This window comes from Gracilibacillus sp. Marseille-QA3620 (assembly GCF_054950035.1).
In genome coordinates this window covers 3,027,341-3,049,284 of sequence record NZ_CM143102.1, presented here as the reverse complement: position 1 = coordinate 3,049,284, position 21,944 = coordinate 3,027,341, and the positions used below count along the sequence as shown (strand labels likewise).

General features: G+C 43.9%; 18 protein-coding genes and 2 riboswitches. Of the genes, 15 read left to right on the top strand and 3 right to left on the bottom strand.

Features of this window, described 5'->3' with window-relative positions; translation table 11 throughout:
• Position 1 precedes the first annotated feature (1 nt).
• Genes comGD through ACY8DX_RS15345 form a run of 6 tightly spaced genes read left to right on the top strand, consistent with a single transcriptional unit; the run spans position 2 to position 2,296 of the window.
• Positions 2-442, top strand: a complete 441-nt coding sequence (gene comGD, locus ACY8DX_RS15370) for a competence type IV pilus minor pilin ComGD (RefSeq protein WP_462405566.1) — start codon at positions 2-4, stop codon at positions 440-442.
• A gap of 16 nt (positions 443-458) precedes the next feature.
• The gene (locus ACY8DX_RS15365; RefSeq protein WP_049670156.1) at positions 459-755 is read left to right on the top strand and encodes a hypothetical protein; all 297 of its coding nucleotides are present in this window, start codon (positions 459-461) and stop codon (positions 753-755) included.
• Positions 733-1,182 (top strand): competence type IV pilus minor pilin ComGF, encoded by a 450-nt coding sequence (gene comGF, locus ACY8DX_RS15360; RefSeq protein WP_462405565.1) that lies wholly within the window; start codon positions 733-735, stop codon positions 1,180-1,182. The genes ACY8DX_RS15365 and comGF overlap by 23 nt, the downstream gene beginning before the upstream one ends.
• Positions 1,166-1,552, top strand: coding sequence for a competence type IV pilus minor pilin ComGG (gene comGG / locus ACY8DX_RS15355; RefSeq protein WP_462405564.1), 387 nt, complete (start codon positions 1,166-1,168; stop codon positions 1,550-1,552). Before comGF ends, comGG begins: the two co-directional genes overlap by 17 nt.
• 12 nt (positions 1,553-1,564) lie before the next feature.
• Positions 1,565-2,077, top strand: a complete 513-nt coding sequence (locus tag ACY8DX_RS15350; protein WP_049670159.1) for a shikimate kinase — start codon at positions 1,565-1,567, stop codon at positions 2,075-2,077.
• Between the two features lie 42 nt (positions 2,078-2,119).
• Entirely contained in the window at positions 2,120-2,296 is a 177-nt protein-coding gene (locus tag ACY8DX_RS15345) for a YqzE family protein (protein ID WP_082197035.1), read from the top strand.
• A gap of 54 nt (positions 2,297-2,350) precedes the next feature.
• Here ACY8DX_RS15345 and ACY8DX_RS15340 read toward each other — a convergent pair whose 3' ends face one another.
• Positions 2,351-3,145, bottom strand: coding sequence for a YqhG family protein (locus ACY8DX_RS15340; protein ID WP_049670160.1), 795 nt, complete (start codon positions 3,143-3,145; stop codon positions 2,351-2,353).
• Entirely contained in the window at positions 3,123-4,817 is a 1,695-nt protein-coding gene (locus ACY8DX_RS15335) for a DEAD/DEAH box helicase (RefSeq protein WP_462405563.1), read from the bottom strand. Before ACY8DX_RS15335 ends, ACY8DX_RS15340 begins: the two co-directional genes overlap by 23 nt.
• Before the next feature lie 179 nt (positions 4,818-4,996).
• Positions 4,997-5,089, top strand: a riboswitch (glycine riboswitch).
• Positions 5,090-5,092: 3 nt separating this feature from the next.
• Positions 5,093-5,184: riboswitch (glycine riboswitch) on the top strand.
• A gap of 82 nt (positions 5,185-5,266) precedes the next feature.
• Here ACY8DX_RS15335 and gcvT point away from each other — a divergent pair.
• The 5 genes from gcvT to ACY8DX_RS15310 all read left to right on the top strand — a co-directional run bounded on the left by gcvT (position 5,267) and on the right by ACY8DX_RS15310 (position 10,497).
• Positions 5,267-6,385, top strand: a complete 1,119-nt coding sequence (gene gcvT / locus ACY8DX_RS15330; protein ID WP_049670162.1) for a glycine cleavage system aminomethyltransferase GcvT — start codon at positions 5,267-5,269, stop codon at positions 6,383-6,385.
• Positions 6,382-7,728, top strand: coding sequence for an aminomethyl-transferring glycine dehydrogenase subunit GcvPA (gene gcvPA / locus ACY8DX_RS15325; protein ID WP_462405562.1), 1,347 nt, complete (start codon positions 6,382-6,384; stop codon positions 7,726-7,728). The genes gcvT and gcvPA overlap by 4 nt, the downstream gene beginning before the upstream one ends.
• Positions 7,721-9,178 carry an aminomethyl-transferring glycine dehydrogenase subunit GcvPB gene (gene gcvPB / locus ACY8DX_RS15320; RefSeq protein ID WP_462405561.1) on the top strand — a complete coding sequence of 486 codons (1,458 nt, stop codon included), beginning with the start codon at positions 7,721-7,723 and terminating at the stop codon, positions 9,176-9,178. The genes gcvPA and gcvPB overlap by 8 nt, the downstream gene beginning before the upstream one ends.
• 191 nt (positions 9,179-9,369) lie before the next feature.
• Complete coding sequence (locus tag ACY8DX_RS15315; protein WP_462405560.1) at positions 9,370-9,732, top strand: hypothetical protein; 363 nt, start codon at positions 9,370-9,372, stop codon at positions 9,730-9,732.
• Between the two features lie 120 nt (positions 9,733-9,852).
• Entirely contained in the window at positions 9,853-10,497 is a 645-nt protein-coding gene (locus ACY8DX_RS15310) for a LysE family transporter (RefSeq protein WP_462405559.1), read from the top strand.
• Positions 10,498-10,516: 19 nt separating this feature from the next.
• Here the strand turns inward: ACY8DX_RS15310 and ACY8DX_RS15305 are convergent, their stop codons facing one another.
• Positions 10,517-11,350, bottom strand: coding sequence for an MBL fold metallo-hydrolase (locus tag ACY8DX_RS15305; protein WP_462405558.1), 834 nt, complete (start codon positions 11,348-11,350; stop codon positions 10,517-10,519).
• 282 nt (positions 11,351-11,632) lie between these two features.
• Here ACY8DX_RS15305 and ACY8DX_RS15300 point away from each other — a divergent pair, with 282 nt between their 5' ends.
• The 4 genes from ACY8DX_RS15300 (at position 11,633) to ACY8DX_RS15285 (ending at position 21,906) form a co-directional block, all read left to right on the top strand.
• Positions 11,633-15,889 (top strand): acyl-CoA dehydratase activase-related protein, encoded by a 4,257-nt coding sequence (locus ACY8DX_RS15300; RefSeq protein WP_462405557.1) that lies wholly within the window; start codon positions 11,633-11,635, stop codon positions 15,887-15,889.
• Between the two features lie 168 nt (positions 15,890-16,057).
• A complete protein-coding gene (locus ACY8DX_RS15295) occupies positions 16,058-17,272 on the top strand; it encodes a YHYH domain-containing protein (RefSeq protein ID WP_439803063.1) in 1,215 nt (404 codons plus the stop codon).
• Positions 17,273-17,856: 584 nt separating this feature from the next.
• A complete protein-coding gene (locus tag ACY8DX_RS15290) occupies positions 17,857-19,302 on the top strand; it encodes a DEAD/DEAH box helicase (protein WP_439803062.1) in 1,446 nt (481 codons plus the stop codon).
• 582 nt (positions 19,303-19,884) lie between these two features.
• The gene (locus tag ACY8DX_RS15285) at positions 19,885-21,906 is read left to right on the top strand and encodes a Na+/H+ antiporter (protein ID WP_049670170.1); all 2,022 of its coding nucleotides are present in this window, start codon (positions 19,885-19,887) and stop codon (positions 21,904-21,906) included.
• Positions 21,907-21,944: the final 38 nt, after the last annotated feature.

The following is a 21,944-nucleotide window of genomic DNA, read 5'->3' as shown; positions in this document are numbered from 1 at the left end:
AATGATTCGTTCTGAACGTGGATTTACGCTAATAGAAGCCCTTTTTGTGCTGAGCTGTCTGTCTCTTATGCTGGCGGTTGGGAGTGTCGTCGGCTCGAAAATGCTTGAAGTATACGAACGACATGCCTATATCCGCCAAGTGAAGAAAGATTTGTATTATGCCCAAATGTTTGCGATGGAAAAGCGCATAAATGTATCCTTCCGAATTCAAACAAATGACAATAAATACAGTGCTGTGGCCAATGGGTATGGAACGCTGTTTACTTCCTACCAGCCCCGAACCATGAAATTTATAGGAGATGACCCTATCACAATTAGGTACACTTTCCTCGGTCATATTCAAAACCCGACGACAATCTATTTCACCAATGAAGAGAACAACCCTGTCTATAAGCTAATCTTCCAGCTCGGAAGGGGGAGATTTTATTTCACAGAAATATAGAGATCAAGGATTTGCCATGCTGGACGGGCTTTTATCCTTCTCCATTATTCTCTTGGCAGCAGGGTTTCTTTTACCAATTTACACAGGCATGATTATCCAAAAAGCTGATCTCATGCGAGAGGAAGAAGCGATTGGCCGGTTATTTGAAGGCCTACAGGCTTTTCAATACTTGGGGGAACCCCTTATAACAGGAGAGAGAAGAATGAACGGTGACTTGTACACGTTTCATCTCAAAGGGGATGTCTATTGTGTGGATTATGCTGCTTCAGGCAAGAAGGAAAAATCACTATGTGAAAGGATACCAGGGAGATAAGGGCTTTACCTTGCTTGAGGTTCTATTTGCTGTAGGACTTTTCTCTTTGCTAGCCTTATTTATGACCACGGCTCTTTTGTCGCTGAATAAATGGGACGAGGCAGAGGAAAATTCGGTAGAAAGGATGGAGTGGACTATTTTTATCAGGCAGCTCGACAGGGAAATTCAACAGGCAAGCGCATGGAATGTACCAAACCCTAGAATTCTTTCTCTGCAAATAGGAGCAGAAAAAATGACATATGAGCCCTATTTGACCATTATCCGCCGGAGAGTTGGAGGAGAGGGACATGAGGTAATTCTGCAAAATGTGAAAGATTATTCATTTCAAATCAAAGGCGATGAACTGCTTATCAGAGTTCAAAAGCAGAATGGCGGGACATTTGAGAAAAAAATCTATAAACGCTATATCTATGAGCCGTCTTTATGATGAGCAAGGGATGTTCTTGCCAGTCTCCCTCTTATTCTTCACCGTGATATTTGTTATCTGTCTGCTTGCGGCGGGTTCATTTAAGAATGAGGTGAATTACCATGCCCTTCAAACGAATGGACTTCGTTATTCCTTTTTGCTTACCGTTAGTACAAAAGAAGCCATTAGAATCGCTGATTCCGGGCTTTCAAAGGAGACAAATGGCGAATGGCTCTATTATAATGGGAAAATAAAGTATCAGATTATTCCGCAGGGAGAGCGCGTATACCAAATCATTTTAACGATTACGACAGATCAGACAGTGCGCGAAAGCTCGATTATGTACTCAGCGTCAAAGAAAAAGGTTCTGAGCGGAACGGAGAACTTATAAGGAGCAATACGGATGAAGGCAATCTATTTAATTGGATTCATGGGGACAGGTAAGACAACAATCGGCAAAGCATTGGGTGAGCAATTGAAGGTGCAAGTGACTGACTGCGATGACGCCGTTGTTGAAAATGCAGGGAAAAGTATACCCCGTATTTTCGAAGAAGAAGGGGAGCAGGGCTTCAGGGATATGGAACAGCAGACACTTATGCAGCTTCCATCCGATAACCATGTTATCGCGACCGGAGGCGGAGTCGTACTTCGGAGCGAAAATAGGGCACATATGAAGAGAAACGGCATCATCGTATGGCTTGAGGCCAGCACAGATGAAATATTGAAAAGACTGGAATCAGACCAGACAAGACCCCTTCTCGCTGGAGGAAATAAGGCAGAGCGCATTCAAGTGCTGTATGATGCACGCAAGGATTTGTATGAAATGACGGCGGATATTCGGATTGATACAACAGGCAAGCGTCCGGATGAAATTATCGGGGAGATTATGTCACGATTGGCGGAAAGTCATGTATAAATCATTCCTCACCTGGTGAAACTGATAGGTGGGTGATTACACATGAAAACGAATGATTATGTAAAATATTTAACCGTCGAATGGCTGAGCTACATGGATCAGCCAAAGGAAATTCGCAAGGAGCAGAAGAAGAGCCATAAGGGAACAAGGCCTCCATTATTAAGCCATTGGTTTGGCATAATCCCTTTATCAATCGGCATGCTCTTTAAGCGGAATTAGAAAAGCCTCTGCAGCGCAGGGGCTTTTTTCTTTTGCCGCATGCTCCTCTATAAGCTAGATAGCATCCTTTGTTAAATAAAACAATCCACCGTTAATGATTCTAACATGAATGCGCGGCTCATATTGAAGTTTCAGCGCTTCCTTTTCCGCCTCATAGGATTCTCGTTCTTCCTCAAGCTTGTCTTCATAGAAATGATTTAATAAGGCCAAATCCTTGTTCCATCGCTCCATGGCATCAGCTGCCCAGGAATGGTTGTCCTGAGTGACTTTCATTTGCATATGACTTTTCAAGCGGCCAATCCCGCTTTGATAGCGGATGATTGGTGAAAGTGTGAAAGTATAATCCGGTATTTTTGGTGTAAGGTCGACTCGTTGCACCGTGTCATAAAAATCCTCTAGGATTGTTCCGTTGATTAAGTTCAGCCCAATGGAATGAAGCTGATCTTTTTTACGGTCACATTCATAGGAGATGTTAACATTTAGGCAAAGCCAGGGAAATAAGGGGGCTTGTCCGTTTGAAACCTGGATTTTCTCAAAAAGCCGGATATGACGTGAAAGCTTCCTCGATAGCGTGAAGATTTGATGCAGTCTAGGAGAGCCGAAGTGAATGAAGTCCCCCTTCAGCCCTTCCGGCGCCAGCTCCTGGTCAGTAATGAGCGTTAAGCTCATCGGATTTGGAATTCCCCCGGTCTTCTCAAGATAATGCCAGTAAAATGGCCTATTCATGAGCTCTTTATCCATCTCGATTGTCAATTGGACGATGAGATGCCCTGGTCCCTGTTCGGTGATTTCACAATGGTTTGCTTGAAAGAATTCTGTCAGGAATTTATGGATTTCCACTTGCTGCACTTGCAGGTTCCTCCTTTTTCACCCGCTTCGCAAATTCAATCATGGAAGCGAGATTGTCCATCTTGATTTTCATTTCTCCCTCAGTCTTCGACTTGGCAAGAATATCAGTTAAATGCTCTTCAAGATTTTTGACCTCGAGCCTTGTTAAAATATCATCTAGTTCGCCGACGACCCGTTCAAATAATTGAATCTTCTCATAGAGAATCTTCATAATATGCTCCTCCACCGTTTCTTTGACGGAAAAGTTATAAATGCGTACATCTTCAGTCTGGCCGAGGCGATGTATCCTCCCGATTCGCTGTTCAAGCCGCATAGGATTCCATGGCAGGTCGAAATTGATGATGTGATGGCAGAATTGCAGATTGATTCCCTCGCCGCCGGCTTCTGTCGCAATCAGCACCTGTGCCTGCTTTTGAAAGAGCTCTCTCATCCAGTCTTTTTTGCTGCGCTTAAAACCGCCCCGGAAAGGAACAGATGTAATGCCGTTTTGCTTGAGGAACCACTGCAAATACAGCTGAGTAGCACGGTATTCTGTAAAGATAATGACCTTATCATTAATATTCTTGATCAGCTCTAATGCTTTTTCAGCCTTCGAGTTGACATTCACCTCTTCTACCTTGCCAATCAGCTCATGAATCTTCTGCTTATAGGTCTCACTGGCATCTGGATATTTCTCAAGCATATTGCGAAGCGTAAAGTAGACAGCTTCTCGGCTGCTGCAGGCCTCCCGCTGAAGAATCAGGGAGGAGAAGCCGGTATTCATTTTCTCCGGCAAAGCCTCACGGAAGGAGGCGACTGCATCATAAAGGGCTCTCTCCTTCTCGGAGAATTCAATGAAGACCGACTCTACCTTTCTGCTTGTCCATTCAATCCCTGTTTCCTGGCGTTTATTACGAATCATGACTCGGTTCACTAATTCCTTCAGGTAGGCATCATCCTTCAAGGAACGCTTTTTGGCGGAGAATCGCTCATTGAAGCTCGTATAACTGCCAAGATGGCCTGGCTTCAGCAAGGAAACAAGGTAGAAAATTTCCTCAATCTTGTTTTGGATAGGCGTAGCTGTCAGCAGCAGGCAGAACTTCTTTTGGATTTTTTGAACAAATTCATAGTTTTTGGTTTTATTGTTTTTTAATTTATGAGCTTCATCAATGATGACCAAATCATAGGATTGTTCAAGAATGGCAGACCGGTGTGGCTCCCGTTTGGCTGTATCAATGGAGGTTATGAGAATATCTCCATCCCACCCATAGCCCTTGCGGTAAATGCAGGCTGGAATATGAAATTTTTGATTCAGCTCTGTTCCCCATTGAGAGACCAAGGAAGCAGGAACTAAGATGAGTATTTTTCGTGCAAGTCCTCGAATCATGTACTCTTTTAAAATAAGCCCTGCCTCTATTGTCTTTCCAAGACCGACCTCATCGGCTAAGATGGCTTTTCCGTTCATGCGCTCGATTACTTCTGTTGCTGCTTCGAGCTGGTGGGGGAGAGGAGTGAATCCCGAAAGATGCTTCGGTCCGATTAACCCAGTGAAATCTGGTATTAGCTTTTGCTTTTCAGCTTCGATGCTAAGTTGAAAAAGAGAATAGCTTGACCAAGGTCCATCTTCATTGATTCTCTCTTCAAGCTCTGTTTCCCACCCATCTTCAAAATGAATATCTGGAATATTGCTCATGGCTGACCCCGTCTTTCCTTATAGTAAGCTTGGGCAATTCCTCTTCAAGTGGAGGTTTACGTTTGCCACAATGTTCCTCTTGATGATAGGATATAACTATCTTGTTAGATTATTTTGATAATAGTCTAATCCCTTTGCATGATGTTTAGTATGAACCAATTACATAAAAATATGAGCGAATGAAGGCAAGGGGAGAGACCGCAGGCTGCGGCGCCGAAGGAGCAAACGGCTGAGACCGTGAATCTCTCAGGCAAAAGAACACTTGCTGGACGCAACTCTGGAGAGTGCTTTCACTATTTAACTAGATGAGGCCACCAAAGGGGAAACGCAGGATGTATGCGGTAAACTTTCAGGTATCAGGACAGAGACCATTTCCTAAAATTAGGGCTGGTTTCTGTCCTTTTTTCTGTGATTGAAAAGGGATTATACGAATCATTGGGAGGTAGAGGATGGAGAAGTTAAAGCAAACTCCGCTGATTTCAGTATATGGGGAATACGGCGGAAAGACGATTGACTTTGGCGGTTGGGAGCTGCCTGTGCAATTTTCGGGAATCAAGCATGAGCATGAGGCAGTTAGAACGAAGGCGGGCCTTTTTGATGTCTCCCATATGGGTGAATTTACAGTCAAGGGAGCAGGTTCACTGCCGTTTCTTCAAAAAATGGTGACCAATGATGTGAGTAAATTGATAGCAGGTAAAGCACAGTACACAGCTCTCTGCTATGAGGATGGCGGAACGGTCGATGATTTAATTATTTATAAGAAGGCTGAGGATGACTATCTCCTTGTAGTGAATGCCTCAAATATTGACAAAGATTTTGAATGGCTGACGTCCCATTTGACTGAAGGAGCAGAGCTTGAAAATATTTCTGAACAAATCGCCCTGCTCGCTTTGCAGGGACCGCTTGCAGAAGAGGTTCTGCAGCCCCTTGCTCCAGAGGCAGATTTAACAAGCTTAGGCTTCTTCAGCTTTTATGAGGATGTGAAGGTCGCTGGAATGAACGTGCTGATCTCTAGGACCGGTTATACAGGGGAGGATGGCTTTGAATTGTACTGCCGAAGCGAGGATGCGGCAGGACTTTGGAAGGAACTGCTGAAAGCAGGCGAGCGTATCGGTCTTATACCATGCGGTCTGGGAGCACGCGATACTCTTCGTTTTGAGGCTAAACTGCCGCTTTACGGACAGGAGCTTTCGAAGGATATTACCCCGATAGAAGCAGGAATAGGCTTTACGGTCAAAGTTGATAAGGGAGACTTTATTGGTCGAGAAACATTAAAAGCACAAAAAGAAAACGGGGCTCCGCGCAAGCTGGTCGGCATCGAGATGATTGACCGGGGAATCCCGCGTCATGGCTATCCGGTAATTGCCGGAGGTGTTCAGATTGGAGAGGTCACGACAGGCACCCAATCCCCTACCTTGAAGAAGAATGTTGGTTTGGCGCTCATTAAAAGTGAATATGCCACACTTGATGGAGAAGTAAAGGTTGAGATTCGCGGCAAGCAATTAAAGGCTAAAGTGGTCAAAACCCCATTTTATAAACGTCCGCAAGCAGGAGGAGTGCAGAAATGAACCACCGTTATTTACCGATGACTACCGAAGATGAGAAAGAAATGCTGCAAACAATTGGTGTTGATTCAATTGACGACCTATTCTCTGATATTCCATCCAATGTCCGTTTCAAAGGGGAGTATGCCATCAAGCCGGCCAAATCAGAGTCAGCCCTATTGAAGGAATTAGCTGAAATGGCGGCAAAAAATGCCGACCTTAAAAGCTATAGCTCCTTCCTTGGTGCAGGAGTGTATGACCATTACATGCCGGTTATTGTTGATCATGTCATTTCCCGTTCTGAGTTTTATACAGCCTACACACCTTATCAGCCGGAGATTTCGCAAGGAGAGCTGCAGGCTATCTTTGAATTCCAGACAATGATTTGCGAATTGACGGGTATGGATGTAGCCAATTCCTCCATGTATGACGGGGGTACGGCGCTTGCTGAGGCAGCCATGCTTGCCGCTGGGTCTACTCGCAGGAAGAAGCTGCTAGTCTCAGAGGCAGTTCATCCTGAATCTCGTGCTGTTCTTGCAACCTATGCAAAGGGACAATATATTGACCTTCAAGTTGTGGCGTGCAAGGATGGCGTGACAGACTTGGAGAAATTAGCTGAACAAATAGACGGAGATACAGCTGGATTTATTGTTCAGTATCCGAATTTCTTCGGTCGCATTGAAAATCTTGCGGAGGTTGAGAAGCTGGTTCATGCTCAAAAGGCGATGATGATTGTCTCAAGCAACCCGTTATCCCTTGGTGTATTAACGCCTCCAGGGGAATTCGGCGCTGATATCGTGATTGGCGATGCCCAGCCATTCGGCATCCCTGCAGCCTTTGGCGGTCCGCATTGCGGATACTTTGCCGTTACCAATAAATTAATGCGGAAGGTGCCGGGCCGTCTTGTCGGTCAAACGGTGGATGAAGAAGGCAAGCGAGGCTTCGTTTTAACCCTTCAAGCACGGGAACAGCATATCAGAAGGGATAAGGCTACCTCTAATATTTGCTCCAACCAAGCCTTAAATGCGCTTGCTGCATCTGTTGCGATGACCGCACTCGGGAAACAAGGCGTGAAGGAGATGGCTGTCCAAAATATCCAGAAGGCTCATTATGCAAAAGAGGCTCTTAAATCAAATGGACTTAAAATAGCCTTTGAGGGACCATCCTTTAATGAGTTTGTCGTGAAGGTAAATGGATCTGTTCAAGAAGTGAATCGTCTGCTCCTTAAGAAAGGAATTATTGGCGGTTATGATCTAGGACGTGATTATCCAGAGCTTGAAGGGTGTATGCTTGTTGCCGTAACAGAGCTGCGTACACGGGAAGAAATTGATACATTTGCAAAAGAATTGGGGGATTTCCATGCATAAACAGGATCAGCCTTTAATATTTGAACTTACAAAACCAGGCCGTATTGGCTATTCCCTGCCGGAATTGGATGTCCCAGAGGCAAGCCTCTCAGAATTGCTGCCGAATGAATTCATTCGAGAGGAAGAGCCGAATTTGCCGGAGGTGTCTGAACTTGATATCATGCGTCATTATACGGCTCTTTCCCGCAGAAACCATGGGGTGGATTCCGGATTTTATCCACTCGGCTCCTGCACGATGAAATATAATCCGAAGATTAATGAAAGCGTCGCACGATTCCCAGGATTCGCTCATGTGCATCCCCTGCAGGAGGCTGAAGCGGCACAAGGGGCACTGGAATTAATGTATGACCTCCAGCAGCACTTAAAGGAAATCACGGGTATGGATGAGGTAACTCTTCAGCCTGCGGCAGGCGCCCATGGGGAATGGACAGGGTTAATGATGATTCGTGCATTCCATGAAGCAAATGGTGATTTCGACCGTGTGAAGGTCATTGTCCCAGATTCCGCACATGGAACAAACCCAGCTTCTGCAACGGTGGCCGGTCTGCAGACCATTACCGTGAAATCTGGTGAGGATGGCTTGGTTGACCTTGAGGACTTAAAGAGGGTTGTAGGGCCGGATACTGCGGCATTGATGCTGACAAATCCAAATACACTTGGCTTGTTTGAGGAGCAAATTACGGAAATGGCGGAAATCATCCATGGTGTCGGCGGAAAGCTGTATTATGATGGGGCGAACCTGAATGCCGTCTTGTCAAAGGCACGGCCGGGGGATATGGGCTTTGATGTAGTCCACCTTAACTTGCATAAGACCTTTACTGGACCTCATGGAGGGGGCGGACCTGGCTCTGGACCTGTCGGCGTAAAGAAGGATTTGATTCCATTCCTTCCAAAGCCAATGGTCGTGAAGGAAGAAGAGGGCTATGTGCTCGATTATGACCGTCCGCAATCAATTGGTCGTGTGAAGCCATACTACGGAAACTTTGGGATCAATGTACGTGCTTACACATATATCCGGTCGATGGGGCCGGATGGCTTGAAGGCTGTAACGGAATATGCGGTTTTAAATGCCAACTATATGATGAGAAGACTCGCAGAATACTATGATCTTCCTTATGATAATCATTGTAAGCATGAGTTCGTGCTTAGCGCGAGAAGACAGAAGAAGCTTGGGGTCCGTGCACTTGATATTGCCAAAAGGCTCCTTGATTTCGGCTATCACCCGCCAACAATCTACTTCCCGCTCAATGTTGAGGAATGTATGATGATCGAGCCGACAGAAACGGAATCAAAAGAGACCCTCGACGGTTTCATTGATGCCATGATTCAAATTGCGAAGGAAGCAGAGGAGAACCCTGAAATCGTACAGGAGGCACCGCATACGACTGTCATCAGCCGCCTTGATGAAGCACTCGCTGCCCGTAAACCTGTATTGAGATATCAGGCTTAATGAATTCACTCTATTGAAGCTGTATGCTTTAATGAAATAAAAAAGGGTATCCGATTAAAGCACCGTAATTGAACTGTACCCCAATTGTGAGACATGTCTAACAATTGGGAATGCAGTTTTTTTCGTATACCCATTGTATGTGGAGATAGAATATTGGATAATTATTACATTAAATGAAAAGCGGGTGTCCGATGACAAAGAATCATACTCTTATAATGGCTGGAGCAGTTCTCCTTCTTGCCGTCTCTATTTTGGCTTCAGCAATCATCTTATCAAGTAATGGAAGTGTGCAGACAGCTTCTGCAGAGCCATCCAGCGTATCAACCGTCCCTAGTATGGTCATGACAAAGAATGAATTAGCCGAGTATCTATTTATTTCAGAGGAAGAGATAGAGGTCCTCATTAGTCAGCAATCGATGGAGCGGACTTCAGGTGAACACGTTGAAATAGATCAGCATCTTCCTTTTATCCAATTCGGAGATAAGGAATTATTCGTTAAGAGTGAAGTGGATAAATGGCTTATGTTGAATGCAGCTTCATTTAGTTCCTATTGAGATTGGTGTAACCTCCCCAGAAAGGGGAGGTTTTTTCATGCACAAAAATCACGGTATAGTTTCCGGCCTACCTTCATAGATTTGTACAAGCTAAGCCAGAAGATATGGAGTGAAGTTTTTTTGAGCGGACATATTCTATTCAGTTATTTTATTTTGGGAATCACCTTAGCCGCACCGATAGGGCCCGTTAATTCTGCCAGGATTGATAAGGGGATTAAAAATGGCTTTTGGCATGCTTGGTCAGTTGGTGTCGGCTCCATGCTGGCTGATGGACTTTTTATGCTGTTTGTCTACCTTGGATTTGTGCACTTCATCGAGATACCAGTTGTACAGATATTCTTGTGGCTATTCGGCGGATTTGTGTTGATATACTCCGGTGTGGAAGGAATGGTTAAGGCGGGGGCGCTCAGCTTGAGCGGATATCGTCAGAAGGAATCATTGGCAAAATCCTTTGGGATAGGCTTCCTAATGTCCATTACAAGTCCTCTTTCCATCTTATTCTGGATTGGCATCTATGGGTCCGTGTTGGCGAAAACGGCCACAACGACAGGGACAACGGACCTGCTTATTTATTCCTCGATGATTTTCCTCGGATTAACCTGCTGGGATGTATTTGTGGCTATGCTTGCGACTAGTTTTAGGCGCTTTCTTAATGAAAGGAGCTTGAAGACAATCTCCATTGTCTCGGGGCTCTCACGCCTGGGCTTTGGCGGTTATTTTGGCTATCAAGGGTTGATGGCTTTATTGGCTCCATTTCTTAAATGAAGAAAAGGGAGCCATGAAATCATGGTTCCCTCGTTATCTTCTGAGCTTCATTTAAGATGGATGTCACGATATGAATGGAATCCCATTCCCCACCCGATGCGATGGTAATAGGGTACTGCTTCGGAAAGAGCTCCTTCTTAATGGATAAGACATCCATACCCTTATCATGCAGCCGGATGACTTCTTCCTGCATAGCTTCAAGATATTGAAGTTTATCAGACAGCCGTTTTCGGCCTTTTGGCAAGTAGCCGGCATGACTGCAATAAACCTCCTCAAAGTCATAAGCAAGCACCTTTTTGATAGAAGCCATTGTTTGGGTGATGTCCTCCTCAGCAATAATGACCTTTGTTCGAGTCAGGACATATAAATCACCGCTGAACAATATCTTACGGTCATGATTGTAAAAGGAGACATGATCCTTCGTATGACCGGGTGTATGAATCTTTTCCCATGACTCACTTTTAGAAGAAAATAAGGGTGGAAGCGGTTTAGCCTCAAAGGATTCCGTCTCTCCCCAGGCAAGCTTGCGATATTCGGGATAATCAAAGGGCTTGCTGCACGACGCAGCGGTGGATTCATGTATGTAGATGGGAACATGTAAATGATTTTGTATCCATTTAGCCCCGCCTGCATGGTCTTCGTGATAATGAGTTAAAACGACCCGGTCGATTGGTTTCTTCGTAAAGAAAGGGATGTAATCGTTCAGTAAGAAAGGTGAACCTGTATCGATTAAAAGTCCATCCACGTAAAAGCTGTATACACTCATCTTAGTCCCGGGGAGCGAGACGATACCATAAGCACAATCCACTTCGGCGTGGCTGCTCTCTCTTAAGCTTGTTTCCACCTTAAACATCTCTAACTCCTCCTTTAAAACATCTTATTCTCAGCATAACATAAAAACGGAAAAAAATATCAATGGTTGAATGGGTATTCATTATTCGTTGAGGCAGATTTCGCTATTTGAATGGATTGAGAATTTTGACTATTATATATATTATATTAATATAATTATTTTAAGGACTAAATGAATATGGAAACTGAACAGCCCTCACTCCTATCCTTATATCCCAGCCATCCTATCATTTTCTCCAATACAACGATATCTTGAGTTTCAGAAAGGGGATTTTATGTTTCTATGCGTGTGCATATTGGGTTAGATATTGGTTCAACCACTGCAAAATTAATGATCTTGGATGAAGATAAACAAGTACTGTATAAAAATTATCTGCGCCACTTCTCTAATGTGAAGGCAGCAGTCGTGAAAATGCTCCAGGAGGGCTTGCGCAGCTATCCTTCAGCAGAAGCAACAATTCATATAAGCGGATCTGGCGGGATGTCTATGGCAAAGCGTCTGGACATTCCGTTTGTTCAGGAGGTCATCGCCTGTACAGAGGCTGTCGAGTTTCATATCCCATCAACGGACGTTGTCATTGAGCTTGGGGGAGAGGATGCAAAGGTCATCTACTTCCAGGGTGGTATAGAACAGCGAATGAATGCGGCATGTGCAGGAGGGACCGGGTCATTTATCGATCAAATTTCCAGTCTAATGCAGACTGACGCGGGAGGGTTGAATGAGCTGGCCAAGGGACATGAGAAGATTTATCCGATTGCCTCCCGCTGCGGTGTATTTGCTAAGACAGATGTGCAGCCGTTATTAAATGAAGGGGTACGGAAAGAGGATATTGCAGCATCAGTGTTTCAAAGTGTTGTAAACCAAACGGTATCAGGCCTTGCCTGCGGCCGTCCGATTCGTGGGAGTGTGGCATTTCTAGGAGGGCCGCTGACCTATCTGTCTGAATTGAGACAACGGTTTATTGAGACATTAAAGCTCTCAGATGAGGATGTGTTATTCCCGGAGGACAGTCAATATTTTGTTGCTTTGGGTGCAGCAATGTGCAGTATGCAGTCACCTTCTTATCTTCTGATTGATTTGGTGAAGAAGTTCAATGATTACAACCCTTCTATCTATGAAAGTGATATCGCAGCACTTCCAAGGTTATTCCAGGATGAACAGGAGCTTGAAGATTTCAGGGAGCGTCATGGACGCAATGAAGTAAGGAGGGGAGATTTGGCTTCCTATTGCGGAGGAGCTTATTTAGGGATTGACGCTGGCTCGACGACGACAAAAATTGTGCTAGTTGGGGAGGAGCTGGAACTGCTTTACACATTCTATGCGAGCAATAAGGGGAATCCTCTCCAATCAGTTATCGATGGGCTGAAAGATTTATATAAGATCATTCCAAAGGACGTCTCCATTATATCGTCGGCCGTTACCGGCTATGGGGAGGGCTTGGTGAAGGCTGCCTTAAATATTGATTTCGGGGAAATCGAAACAGTGGCCCACTATAAAGCTGCGGCAAAATTCTTGCCTGAGGTTGATTTCATCCTTGATATCGGCGGTCAGGACATGAAGTGTATCAAAATCAAAAATGGGGCGATTGACCATCTCATGCTGAATGAGGCCTGCTCTGCAGGCTGCGGGTCATTCCTTGAGAGCTTTGCTCATTCGCTTGGAGTGGATATTAAGGACTTCGCTAAAGAGGCTTTGCTTGCGGACTCGCCAGTTGATCTAGGCTCCCGCTGTACAGTGTTCATGAATTCTAAGGTTAAGCAGGTTCAAAAAGAAGGGGTCACATTTGCTAATCTATCAGCTGGTCTTTCTTATTCAGTTATCAAAAATGCTATACAGAAGGTAATGAAGCTTCGAAATACAGAGGAGCTTGGAGAGAATATCATCGTTCAAGGAGGAACCTTCTATAATGAAGCAGTCCTGCGTGCCTTTGAGAACATTATTGGCAAGGAGGTCATCAGGCCAGATATTGCTGGGATGATGGGGGCATACGGCTGCGCAATCATCGCAAAGGAACAGAGCCGATTGGCTGGATTAAGAGAAAGCGGAATCCTGCATCTTTCAGAGCTTGATGATTTCACTTATTCTGTCAGCCATAGCCGATGCGGTCGGTGCGGCAATAATTGTGCCTTAACAATCAACCGCTTCAAGGACAAGCGCTTCTTTATCACAGGGAACCGTTGTGAGCGCGGTGCGGGCAAGCCGAGGAAGAAAACGGACCTGCCGAATCTTTATACCTATAAATATGAAGGAATTTTTCAATATGAGCCGCTTTCGGAAGAGGAGGCATTCAGAGGAACGGTTGGCATTCCAAGAGTCTTGAATATGTATGAGAACTATCCATTATGGCATACTTTCTTTACGAAATTGGGCTACCGGGTCATGCTATCGCCAAAATCCAGCAAGAAGTTATTTGAAGCCGGAATGGATTCCATCCCTTCAGAATCAGCCTGTTACCCGGCGAAGCTGTCCCATGGTCATGTGAAGCATCTGGTTGATCAGGGAGTAGACATGATTTTCTATCCATCGGTTGTATATGAGAAGAAGGAGGCTGAGGAAGCAGCCAACCATTATAATTGCCCGATTGTGACCTCTTATCCGGAAGTTATCCGCGTCAATGTGGATTCCATTCGGGAAGCAAATATTCCGTATGTACAGCCATTCCTGACTCTTGATAATGAGCGGGCCCTGATTAATGAGATGGCCAAAGCGCTTCCTGATGTGCCGAAGAAAGAAATCAAGACAGCCATTCGTCTCGGTCTTGCTGAACTTGATCATGCAAAAAGCGATATTCGCCTCAAGGGGGAAGAGACGATTGCCTATTTGAAGGAAACCGGCAAGAAGGGAATCATCCTGGCAGGCAGGCCTTATCATGTTGACCCGGAAATTAATCATGGTCTGTCTGAGCTAATCACAACCTATGATATGGCTGTGCTTACAGAGGATTCTGTCGCACATTTGGCTGAGCCAGAAACAGACCTGCGCGTCGTTAATCAATGGACGTATCATTCTAGACTTTATAGAGCAGCACGTGTGGCTGCAAAGGAAGAGTCACTTGAGCTTGTGCAATTGACGTCCTTCGGCTGCGGGCTGGATGCAGTCACAAGTGATATGGTAGAGGAAATTCTGGAAGAGAGCGGCAAGATGTACACACTCATTAAGATTGATGAGATCAATAATCTCGGAGCTGCCCGTATTCGTATTCGTTCCTTAAAGGCTGCTATAAAAGAACGGGAGCTGGCTCAAGTGAAGCCGGTTCAGAAAATCAAGCGTCCGCAGGAGCCTGTGAAATTCACGAAAGAGATGAAAAAGGATTACACCATCCTGATTCCTCAAATGTCGCCGATTCATTTCTCTTTATATGAAGCGGTCTTAAATAGTGAAGGCTATAAAGGAGGAGTACTTCCACTCGTTTCGCAGGAGGCTGTAGACGAAGGTCTTCGGTACGTGAATAATGATGCCTGTTATCCGGCTATCCTGACGATTGGCCAATTGGTTCATGCCTTGAAGTCGGGCAAATATGACGTGAATAAGACGGCGCTCATTATGTCACAAACTGGCGGTGCCTGCCGGGCTACGAATTATATCGTCTTATTGAGAAGGGCATTGAAGGATGCCGGAATGGGGCAGGTTCCGGTCATTTCGATGAATACACTCGGTCTTGAGAAACACCCTGGCTTTGATATAAGCCCTTCCATGATTCGCAAGCTGATTGCCGCGACCGTTTATGGAGATGCGCTCATGCGGATGGTCTATCGCGTTCGTCCATATGAGGCAGTTAAGGGGAGCGCAAATGAACTGATGGACAATTGGATTAAGACCTGCAGGGAGTCACTAAGGAAATTCCGCATGAAGGATTATAGGAATTACCTCGTTTCCATGGTAGATAGCTTTGATAGGCTGCCTATCATTGAATCGCATAAACCAAGGGTGGGGATTGTTGGAGAAATTCTTGTGAAGTTTCATCCTGATGCCAATAATCGAATTGTCGAATTGATTGAGCAGGAGGGAGGGGAGGCAGTCATGCCAGATATTCTAGACTTCTTCCTCTATTGTGCATATGATGGACCAGCCCAATTAGGGAAAAGCCGCACATCGGCTGCTGTATACCGTGCTGCTATCCGTTATATTGAGAGCCTCCGCAAGCCCCTTAAGGAAGCTCTGGAGAATAGCACGAGGTTTAGCTCTCCGCACACGATTGATGAGCTTGCTGCGAAAGCTGAAACCATTCTCTCAACTGAAAACCAAGCGGGTGAAGGCTGGTTCCTCACAGGTGAGATGATTGAATTAATTGAGAGCGGTGTACTGAATATTGCTTGTGTTCAGCCATTTGCCTGTCTTCCAAACCATGTGACGGGAAGAGGAATGCTGAAAGGAATAAAGGAAGTATACCCTGATGCAAACATTACAGCGATTGATTATGATGCTAGTGAATCTGCCGTCAACCAAATGAACCGTCTGAAGCTCATGCTTGCAACAGCCTTTAAGAATACGGCGAAGCTGGAGGAAAAGGCCGCCCGTTTGCAAGAGGGCGTGAAATGATAAATGAAGAGGCACTGTGCCTCTTTTTTTATTGTCTCAGGGGTAAATGTCATATGCTGAATAATTCATTTGCACTCTCTAAAATTCTAAAAAATGTAATAATATTGAATTATTTACCATTTGATAGTAATATATTTTATGTTAAAAAATGTAAAAAGAGGAGTGTATATGAAAAAGATAGCTATTCTTCTATGTTTATTATTCTTCATGACGTCAGTGGATCAGATTTTTGCCCATTCTGGAAGAACTGATTCCTCTGGTGGTCATAATTGTAGTGAAAAATCGCAAGCCAAGGGATTATGTGATGGATATCATTATCATAATGGGGGGAGTACGCAGAATAAACAAACTGAAATACCAGCAACTAATACAAAAGACAAGGATTGTACGGATTTTTCGACATATGATGAAGTAGTTGATTACTGGAATCAAAAAGGCTATTCTGCTTCCAATGATCCAGAAAACTTAGATGGCTGGGGGAATGGTGTTGTAGACGACGGAATTCCATGTGAGCCACCAGATGGCTATGATAAGACAAAAATTAATAATAGCTCGGAACAGTTAGCTTTTAAACAAAAGCGAGAGGATCAGGAAACAGGTAAAGAGGAAGGATATAATGTGGGCAAGCAGGATGGGTATTCAGGTAATCAAGAAAATCCAGATGTTTCATCTGGTTCAGAATCTTATCGAGAGAGTTACCATGCTGCTTATATAAAGGGGTATGAAGAAGGAAAGTCTAAGATTGAACAAGAAAAGTCAATAGCCTCTGAAGCTGGATATAAGTCAGGACAGGAGACAGAAACAATAAAAATTCCTGAATCATATATAAAGAATCAACTTCTAAGAAATGCCTATGAAGCTGGATTTGATAAAGCATTGTTAGAAAAGACAGCGATAAAAATAAAGAAATTAAGAAATAAAGGGTATGAAGATGGGATGCAGGATATTCAAAATCCTCCAAATAATTTAGAGGAACAATTATTAAATGCATATAAGGAAGGGTATGAAGAAGCACAAAAAGAATTACAGGAAAAATATTATAATGAAGGCTATGCAGCAGCATTTTCATCACTACAATATTCAGAACCCGAAATAAGCAGTAAGAAATTTACGAAGTGGTATAAGGAGGGATTCATCTCAAATAAAGAAGTTCAAAAAATCAAAGAAGCAGGGAAAAAACTAGGGGAATCTGGAGAAGATTATACTATAGCTAAAGAATATAAAAAAGGTGAAAATATTTTTGAATATTATTATCAAGTTGGTTATGAAAAATATGAGAAAAATCGGAAAGAGAAACAAGCTACAACTACAACAGGTATAGGTTTTATGGTTTTATCATGGCTAGGTAGAAGGTTATATATAGCTAAAAAAATGATTAGCTAGGAAGGAGACTAAGGTGAATTTATATAACAAGGTTTGTTATAAGGTTGAAGATGTTTTTGTGAAGATGTTGACAACAAAACAAGATGAATTAGTAGTTAAGGAGAAAGTTAGTCAGTATCGGATAAGTAAGGAGAATTCTAAAGATATCAATAAGTAAACTTCTGCTTATCCAGTGGTATGTCAAAGTTATTCAACATTTATTAAAGAGTATGAGATTATAGGAATTTTTTCGACCATTTTGTTATTTGGCAAAATGGCTTTTTTATTTCCTTGGCATTAATTATTGTGATTGTATTTTCAGTAGTTATGTTCACCATGTTAATTTAAAATGTTAAGTCTTGAAATTGCTTAAGCGAGAAAGTTTGACGCTGTGAAGATGATGATATGTTAAATAATTGGTCTGTTAAAGGCTAAGGTGGTTTTATAATGACAATTAGAAATAAAAGCTTATAGTTAAGGCTAAGTATATCGGTAATATAGATGCATCCCAGCAAAATCCCTGCAATTTGCGTGATATCGGGTATAATAAGGCAATACCGTTATCCAAGATGGAGAAGGATAGAAATGAAAATGAGGAAGAATACATGAAAAACATCAGTTTTAAAGATTTTCAGCTTGAAGAGTCCATTGAGCGGGCTTTAGACAGCATGGGATATAAACAGCCGACAGAGGTGCAGCAAAAGGCCATTCCGCTTCTGCTTTCAAACAAGGACGTTATTGTGAAAGCTTCAACAGGAAGCGGCAAGACAGCGGCTTATGGCATTCCGCTCTGTGAGCATATCGATTGGCTTGAGAATAAACCGCAGGCAATTGTACTGACACCTACAAGGGAACTAGCTGCTCAGGTGAAAGAAGACCTAATTAATATTGGCCGCCTCAAGCGTATCAAGGCGGCAGCAGTTTATGGAAAGCAGCCATTTGCTAAGCAAAAGCTTGAACTAAGCCAGAAATGCCATATCGTCGTCGGTACGCCGGGAAGGGTGCTTGATCATATCCAAAAAGGAACCCTGTCCATTGAAAAAATCCGCTATGCGGTCATTGATGAAGCAGATGAAATGCTGAATATGGGCTTTATTGACCAAGTGGGAGAGATTATGGATGCTTTGCCAAAACAAAGAGTTACGATGCTGTTCTCGGCAACTTTTAGCGATGATATCAAACAATTAGGCGAAACCTTTCTAGACAGCCCTGAATCAATTGATATAGAGGATACGCCCCTGGCGAAGCCTCGCATTGTCCATGAAGGCTACTTAACGGAAGAGGAGCAGAAGCTTACCTTACTAAGAGACGTAACGACGGTTGAAGGAGCAGACAGCTGCATGATTTTCTGCCGGACCCAGGAGCAGGTGGACCGCTTATTTGAAAAGCTTGCAGAGTGGGATTATTCCTGCGGAAAAATCCATGGCGGCATGTACCAGGAGGACCGTTTTGATGTGATGAACCAGTTTAAGAGGGGAGAATTTCGTTATTTAGCGGCTACCGATGTAGCAGCTCGTGGCATTGATATTGAGGAAATTTCCCATGTCATTAATTATGATTTCCCACATGAGAAAGAAGCCTATGTGCATCGTGCTGGAAGAACAGGACGTGCCGGAAAAATGGGCAAGGCTATTTCCTTTATTACTCCGCACGAGAGGGATTTGCTTGCTGAAACACAAGAGTATGCGGGCGTTTCTGTCCTCATAAAGAAAGCTCCGGAAAAGGAAGAGGTTGAAGCGGCACGGGATTCGTTTGAGCGGAATATGTTTGAGACCGAATGGAAGAAGGACAAGGGGGCAGAGCTCAATCAGGACATCATGAAGCTATTTTTCAATGGCGGAAAGAAAAAGAAGCTAAGAGCGGTCGACTTTGTTGGTACGATTGCCAAGCTTGATGGTGTGAATGCCGAGGATATTGGCATTATCACCATTGAAGATCAGGCTTCCTTTGTTGAAATCTTAAACGGAAAAGGCCCATATGTCCTCCAGGCCATGAAAAAAACAACGGTTAAGGGCAAGCGGCTCAAAGTATACGAAGCTTTTGACCGATAAGATGAAGGCTCTGATGATTCTCAAAGATTGAAGAATCATCAGAGCTTTTTTGTAGATTCTCAAGTGCTGCTTCATCTCTTTTTGCTTTTTAAGTTTGGCTCCTTCACTGGCGTCAATCAATTGTCCAGTGATCCATCTTGCCTCCTCGGATGCGATAAAGGCACGTCCTGGCGATTAATGAGTTGACGGAATGGGGAAGCAAGTATATTGATAATTGCCAAAGAACAGCCGAAACTTGAAGACCGCCTTCCTAGCGGTCTGCCGTTAATAGGGGGCGATTGAGTGGAAAACACTAAGAGGGCATCTTATATGAGACGTTTTCGTTTTTTTGAAAGAATAGAATATCATAAATCGACTGGTGAGTATGTTCCTTTGTACGTATAACCGCTTGCTAATGGAGGCGGTTGTTTTTTGAACAAATAGTCAATCGAAAGCAGTCTTTACGATAAAAGTCGTGTAATAGGGAGGGGTGCAATGAGTAATCTTACGACTTGGGTTTTCCTGAATCGGATTTGAGGGAATGGTATAAGCGTGTATGTGGCACACTAAAGAAATGATTTGCTATGGATTGAGGGTATACTTATGGATTTATTATTATCAATTATTGTCTTATTAGTTCTTTTGTTAGTCTCAAATATTATTAGTCATTATTTGCCGATGATTCCGACCGCCCTGACACAAATCGCGCTCGGAATTTTGTTTGCTGTTTTTGTGAAGGAAATTTCCTTTGAGCTGGAAGCCGAATGGTTTCTTCTTTTATTTGTCGCTCCGCTTCTCTTTAATGATGGGCGGCGCTTCCCGAGGGAGGAGCTGTGGAGGATGCGCTGGCCAATCTTGGCCAATGCCTTTATCTTGGTGTTTTTAACAACGATAATTGGCGGTTATTTCATTCATTGGCTCATTCCATCGATCCCGTTAGCTGCCGCCTTCGCACTGGCAGCCATCCTTTCTCCTACTGATCCGGTAGCTGTGAATGGAATTGCTGAGAGAATCTATCTGCCGCCTGTCATTTTAAGGCTGGTCAGAGGAGAATCGCTTATCAATGATGCATCCGGGCTGATTGCCTTTAATTACGCTGTTGCCGCGGTTGTCACAGGGTATTTTTCACTGAGTGAGGCAGCCTTGGATTTCGTTTATGTCGTATCTGCTGGAGCAGTCTCAGGGATTATTGTCGGTTTGCTGCTTGTCGGCTTGCGCCGTTCTTTGAGGAGGCAAGGAATTGTTGACGTTACGTTTTATTCCCTGTTGCAGCTTGTATCGCCATTTATTATTTATTATGCGGCAGAGGGGTTGCTTCATGCATCAGGAGTGATTGCCGTTGTTGCTGCAGGAATCATTCACTCGAGCGTTAAAGAGAGAGCGGGAATCCGTAATGCTGATGAACAAGTCGTCACTGAACATATGTGGTCAATTATCTTATTCGTCTTAAATGGGGTTGTTTTCTTGTTACTCGGTTTAAGCATTCCCTCGGCGATGAAGGAAACAGTGGAGAATCCGGCTATCAGTAACTGGCTGATCATTGGATATATCTTGGCTATTGGATTGGTTATTATGCTGATTCGGATGATCTGGACGTATTGTTATATGGGAATTGAATTTGTTTTATCAAAGGGAGGTACCGCTAAGCCAAGTGTAAAGGTAAGTATATTAACGGGCTTGACCGGAGTAAGAGGAGCCATCACGATGGCAGGGGTACTTTCTCTCCCTTACTTCGTTGCTAGCGGGGCCCTGTTTCCTGAACGGTCATTGACCATTATGCTTGCCGGGGGAATTATCCTGCTGACATTAGTTGCTGCGGCCATTCTGCTGCCAATGTTCAGTAAGAAAGATTCAGCAGGGAGTACCGTTCAAATACCCCCTTATGACCAATACAAGATTCGGCTGCTGTGGGCAGCAGTGAAGAAAATTGAGGAAGAAACGACGGAGGAAAATCAAGCAGCGGCTTTTGAGCTGGTTGGTGAGTACAAACGTGTGATTGAGCAAATTCGCTACGATAATCGTGAAGATGAACGAATAAATGAAATGGAGCAAGAGCTGATGGACTATCGGATCACGGGGTTGAGGACTGAACGCAAGTATTTACGTGAATGTATTAATCAAGGTCAGGTTAGTCCAGAGATTATCAGCCGCCTCCTTAAATCACTAGATTTACGTGAGGAGGTGCTTGCTCACAGTCTATTGTCCAAGGTGATGATTGTGATAGGACAGTTCAAGAGGAAATATTGGTATACGGACAGGGCGTCAGCGAATCAGGCTGATGATTATGCCAAGATGCAGGAGCTGCAAATGAATGCAGCAAGGGCTGCGATAGATAAGCTGTCTAAAATAAGGGAGAACGGGGGAGATTCAGAGAGCCTCAATGTTGTTATACGGGAATATGAGCGCTTTATCGAGAAATGGAAAAGAACGCAGACAGATGACATGCGAACGAGAATGATGCGCGATGAGCAGAAGGAAGAGCTTCGTTTTAAAGCATTAGAGGTTGAACGCTCAACTATTCAAGGCATGTATGAGGAGGGGCAAATTAATCGGGAGACAGCCAAATATTTGCGCCGCTTTATCAATGATGTAGAGAGTCTTCTGCTTCAAGAAACAGAGGAATAACAATAAAATAGAGGAAAAAGATATTCATTATTTCCTTA

Coding starts and splice junctions, on each gene's coding strand:
- ACY8DX_RS15300 (WP_462405557.1), top strand. CDS start 11,633: ATGCGTGTGCATATTGGGTTAGATATTGGTTCAACCACTGCAAAATTA.
- ACY8DX_RS15295 (WP_439803063.1), top strand. CDS start 16,058: ATGAAAAAGATAGCTATTCTTCTATGTTTATTATTCTTCATGACGTCA.
- comGD (WP_462405566.1), top strand. CDS start 2: ATGATTCGTTCTGAACGTGGATTTACGCTAATAGAAGCCCTTTTTGTG.
- ACY8DX_RS15345 (WP_082197035.1), top strand. CDS start 2,120: ATGAAAACGAATGATTATGTAAAATATTTAACCGTCGAATGGCTGAGC.
- gcvPB (WP_462405561.1), top strand. CDS start 7,721: ATGCATAAACAGGATCAGCCTTTAATATTTGAACTTACAAAACCAGGC.
- ACY8DX_RS15305 (WP_462405558.1), bottom strand. CDS start 11,350: ATGTTTAAGGTGGAAACAAGCTTAAGAGAGAGCAGCCACGCCGAAGTG.
- ACY8DX_RS15335 (WP_462405563.1), bottom strand. CDS start 4,817: ATGAGCAATATTCCAGATATTCATTTTGAAGATGGGTGGGAAACAGAG.
- gcvT (WP_049670162.1), top strand. CDS start 5,267: ATGGAGAAGTTAAAGCAAACTCCGCTGATTTCAGTATATGGGGAATAC.
- gcvPA (WP_462405562.1), top strand. CDS start 6,382: ATGAACCACCGTTATTTACCGATGACTACCGAAGATGAGAAAGAAATG.
- comGG (WP_462405564.1), top strand. CDS start 1,166: ATGAGCCGTCTTTATGATGAGCAAGGGATGTTCTTGCCAGTCTCCCTC.
- ACY8DX_RS15350 (WP_049670159.1), top strand. CDS start 1,565: ATGAAGGCAATCTATTTAATTGGATTCATGGGGACAGGTAAGACAACA.
- ACY8DX_RS15365 (WP_049670156.1), top strand. CDS start 459: ATGCTGGACGGGCTTTTATCCTTCTCCATTATTCTCTTGGCAGCAGGG.
- ACY8DX_RS15285 (WP_049670170.1), top strand. CDS start 19,885: ATGGATTTATTATTATCAATTATTGTCTTATTAGTTCTTTTGTTAGTC.
- ACY8DX_RS15290 (WP_439803062.1), top strand. CDS start 17,857: ATGAAAAACATCAGTTTTAAAGATTTTCAGCTTGAAGAGTCCATTGAG.
- ACY8DX_RS15315 (WP_462405560.1), top strand. CDS start 9,370: ATGACAAAGAATCATACTCTTATAATGGCTGGAGCAGTTCTCCTTCTT.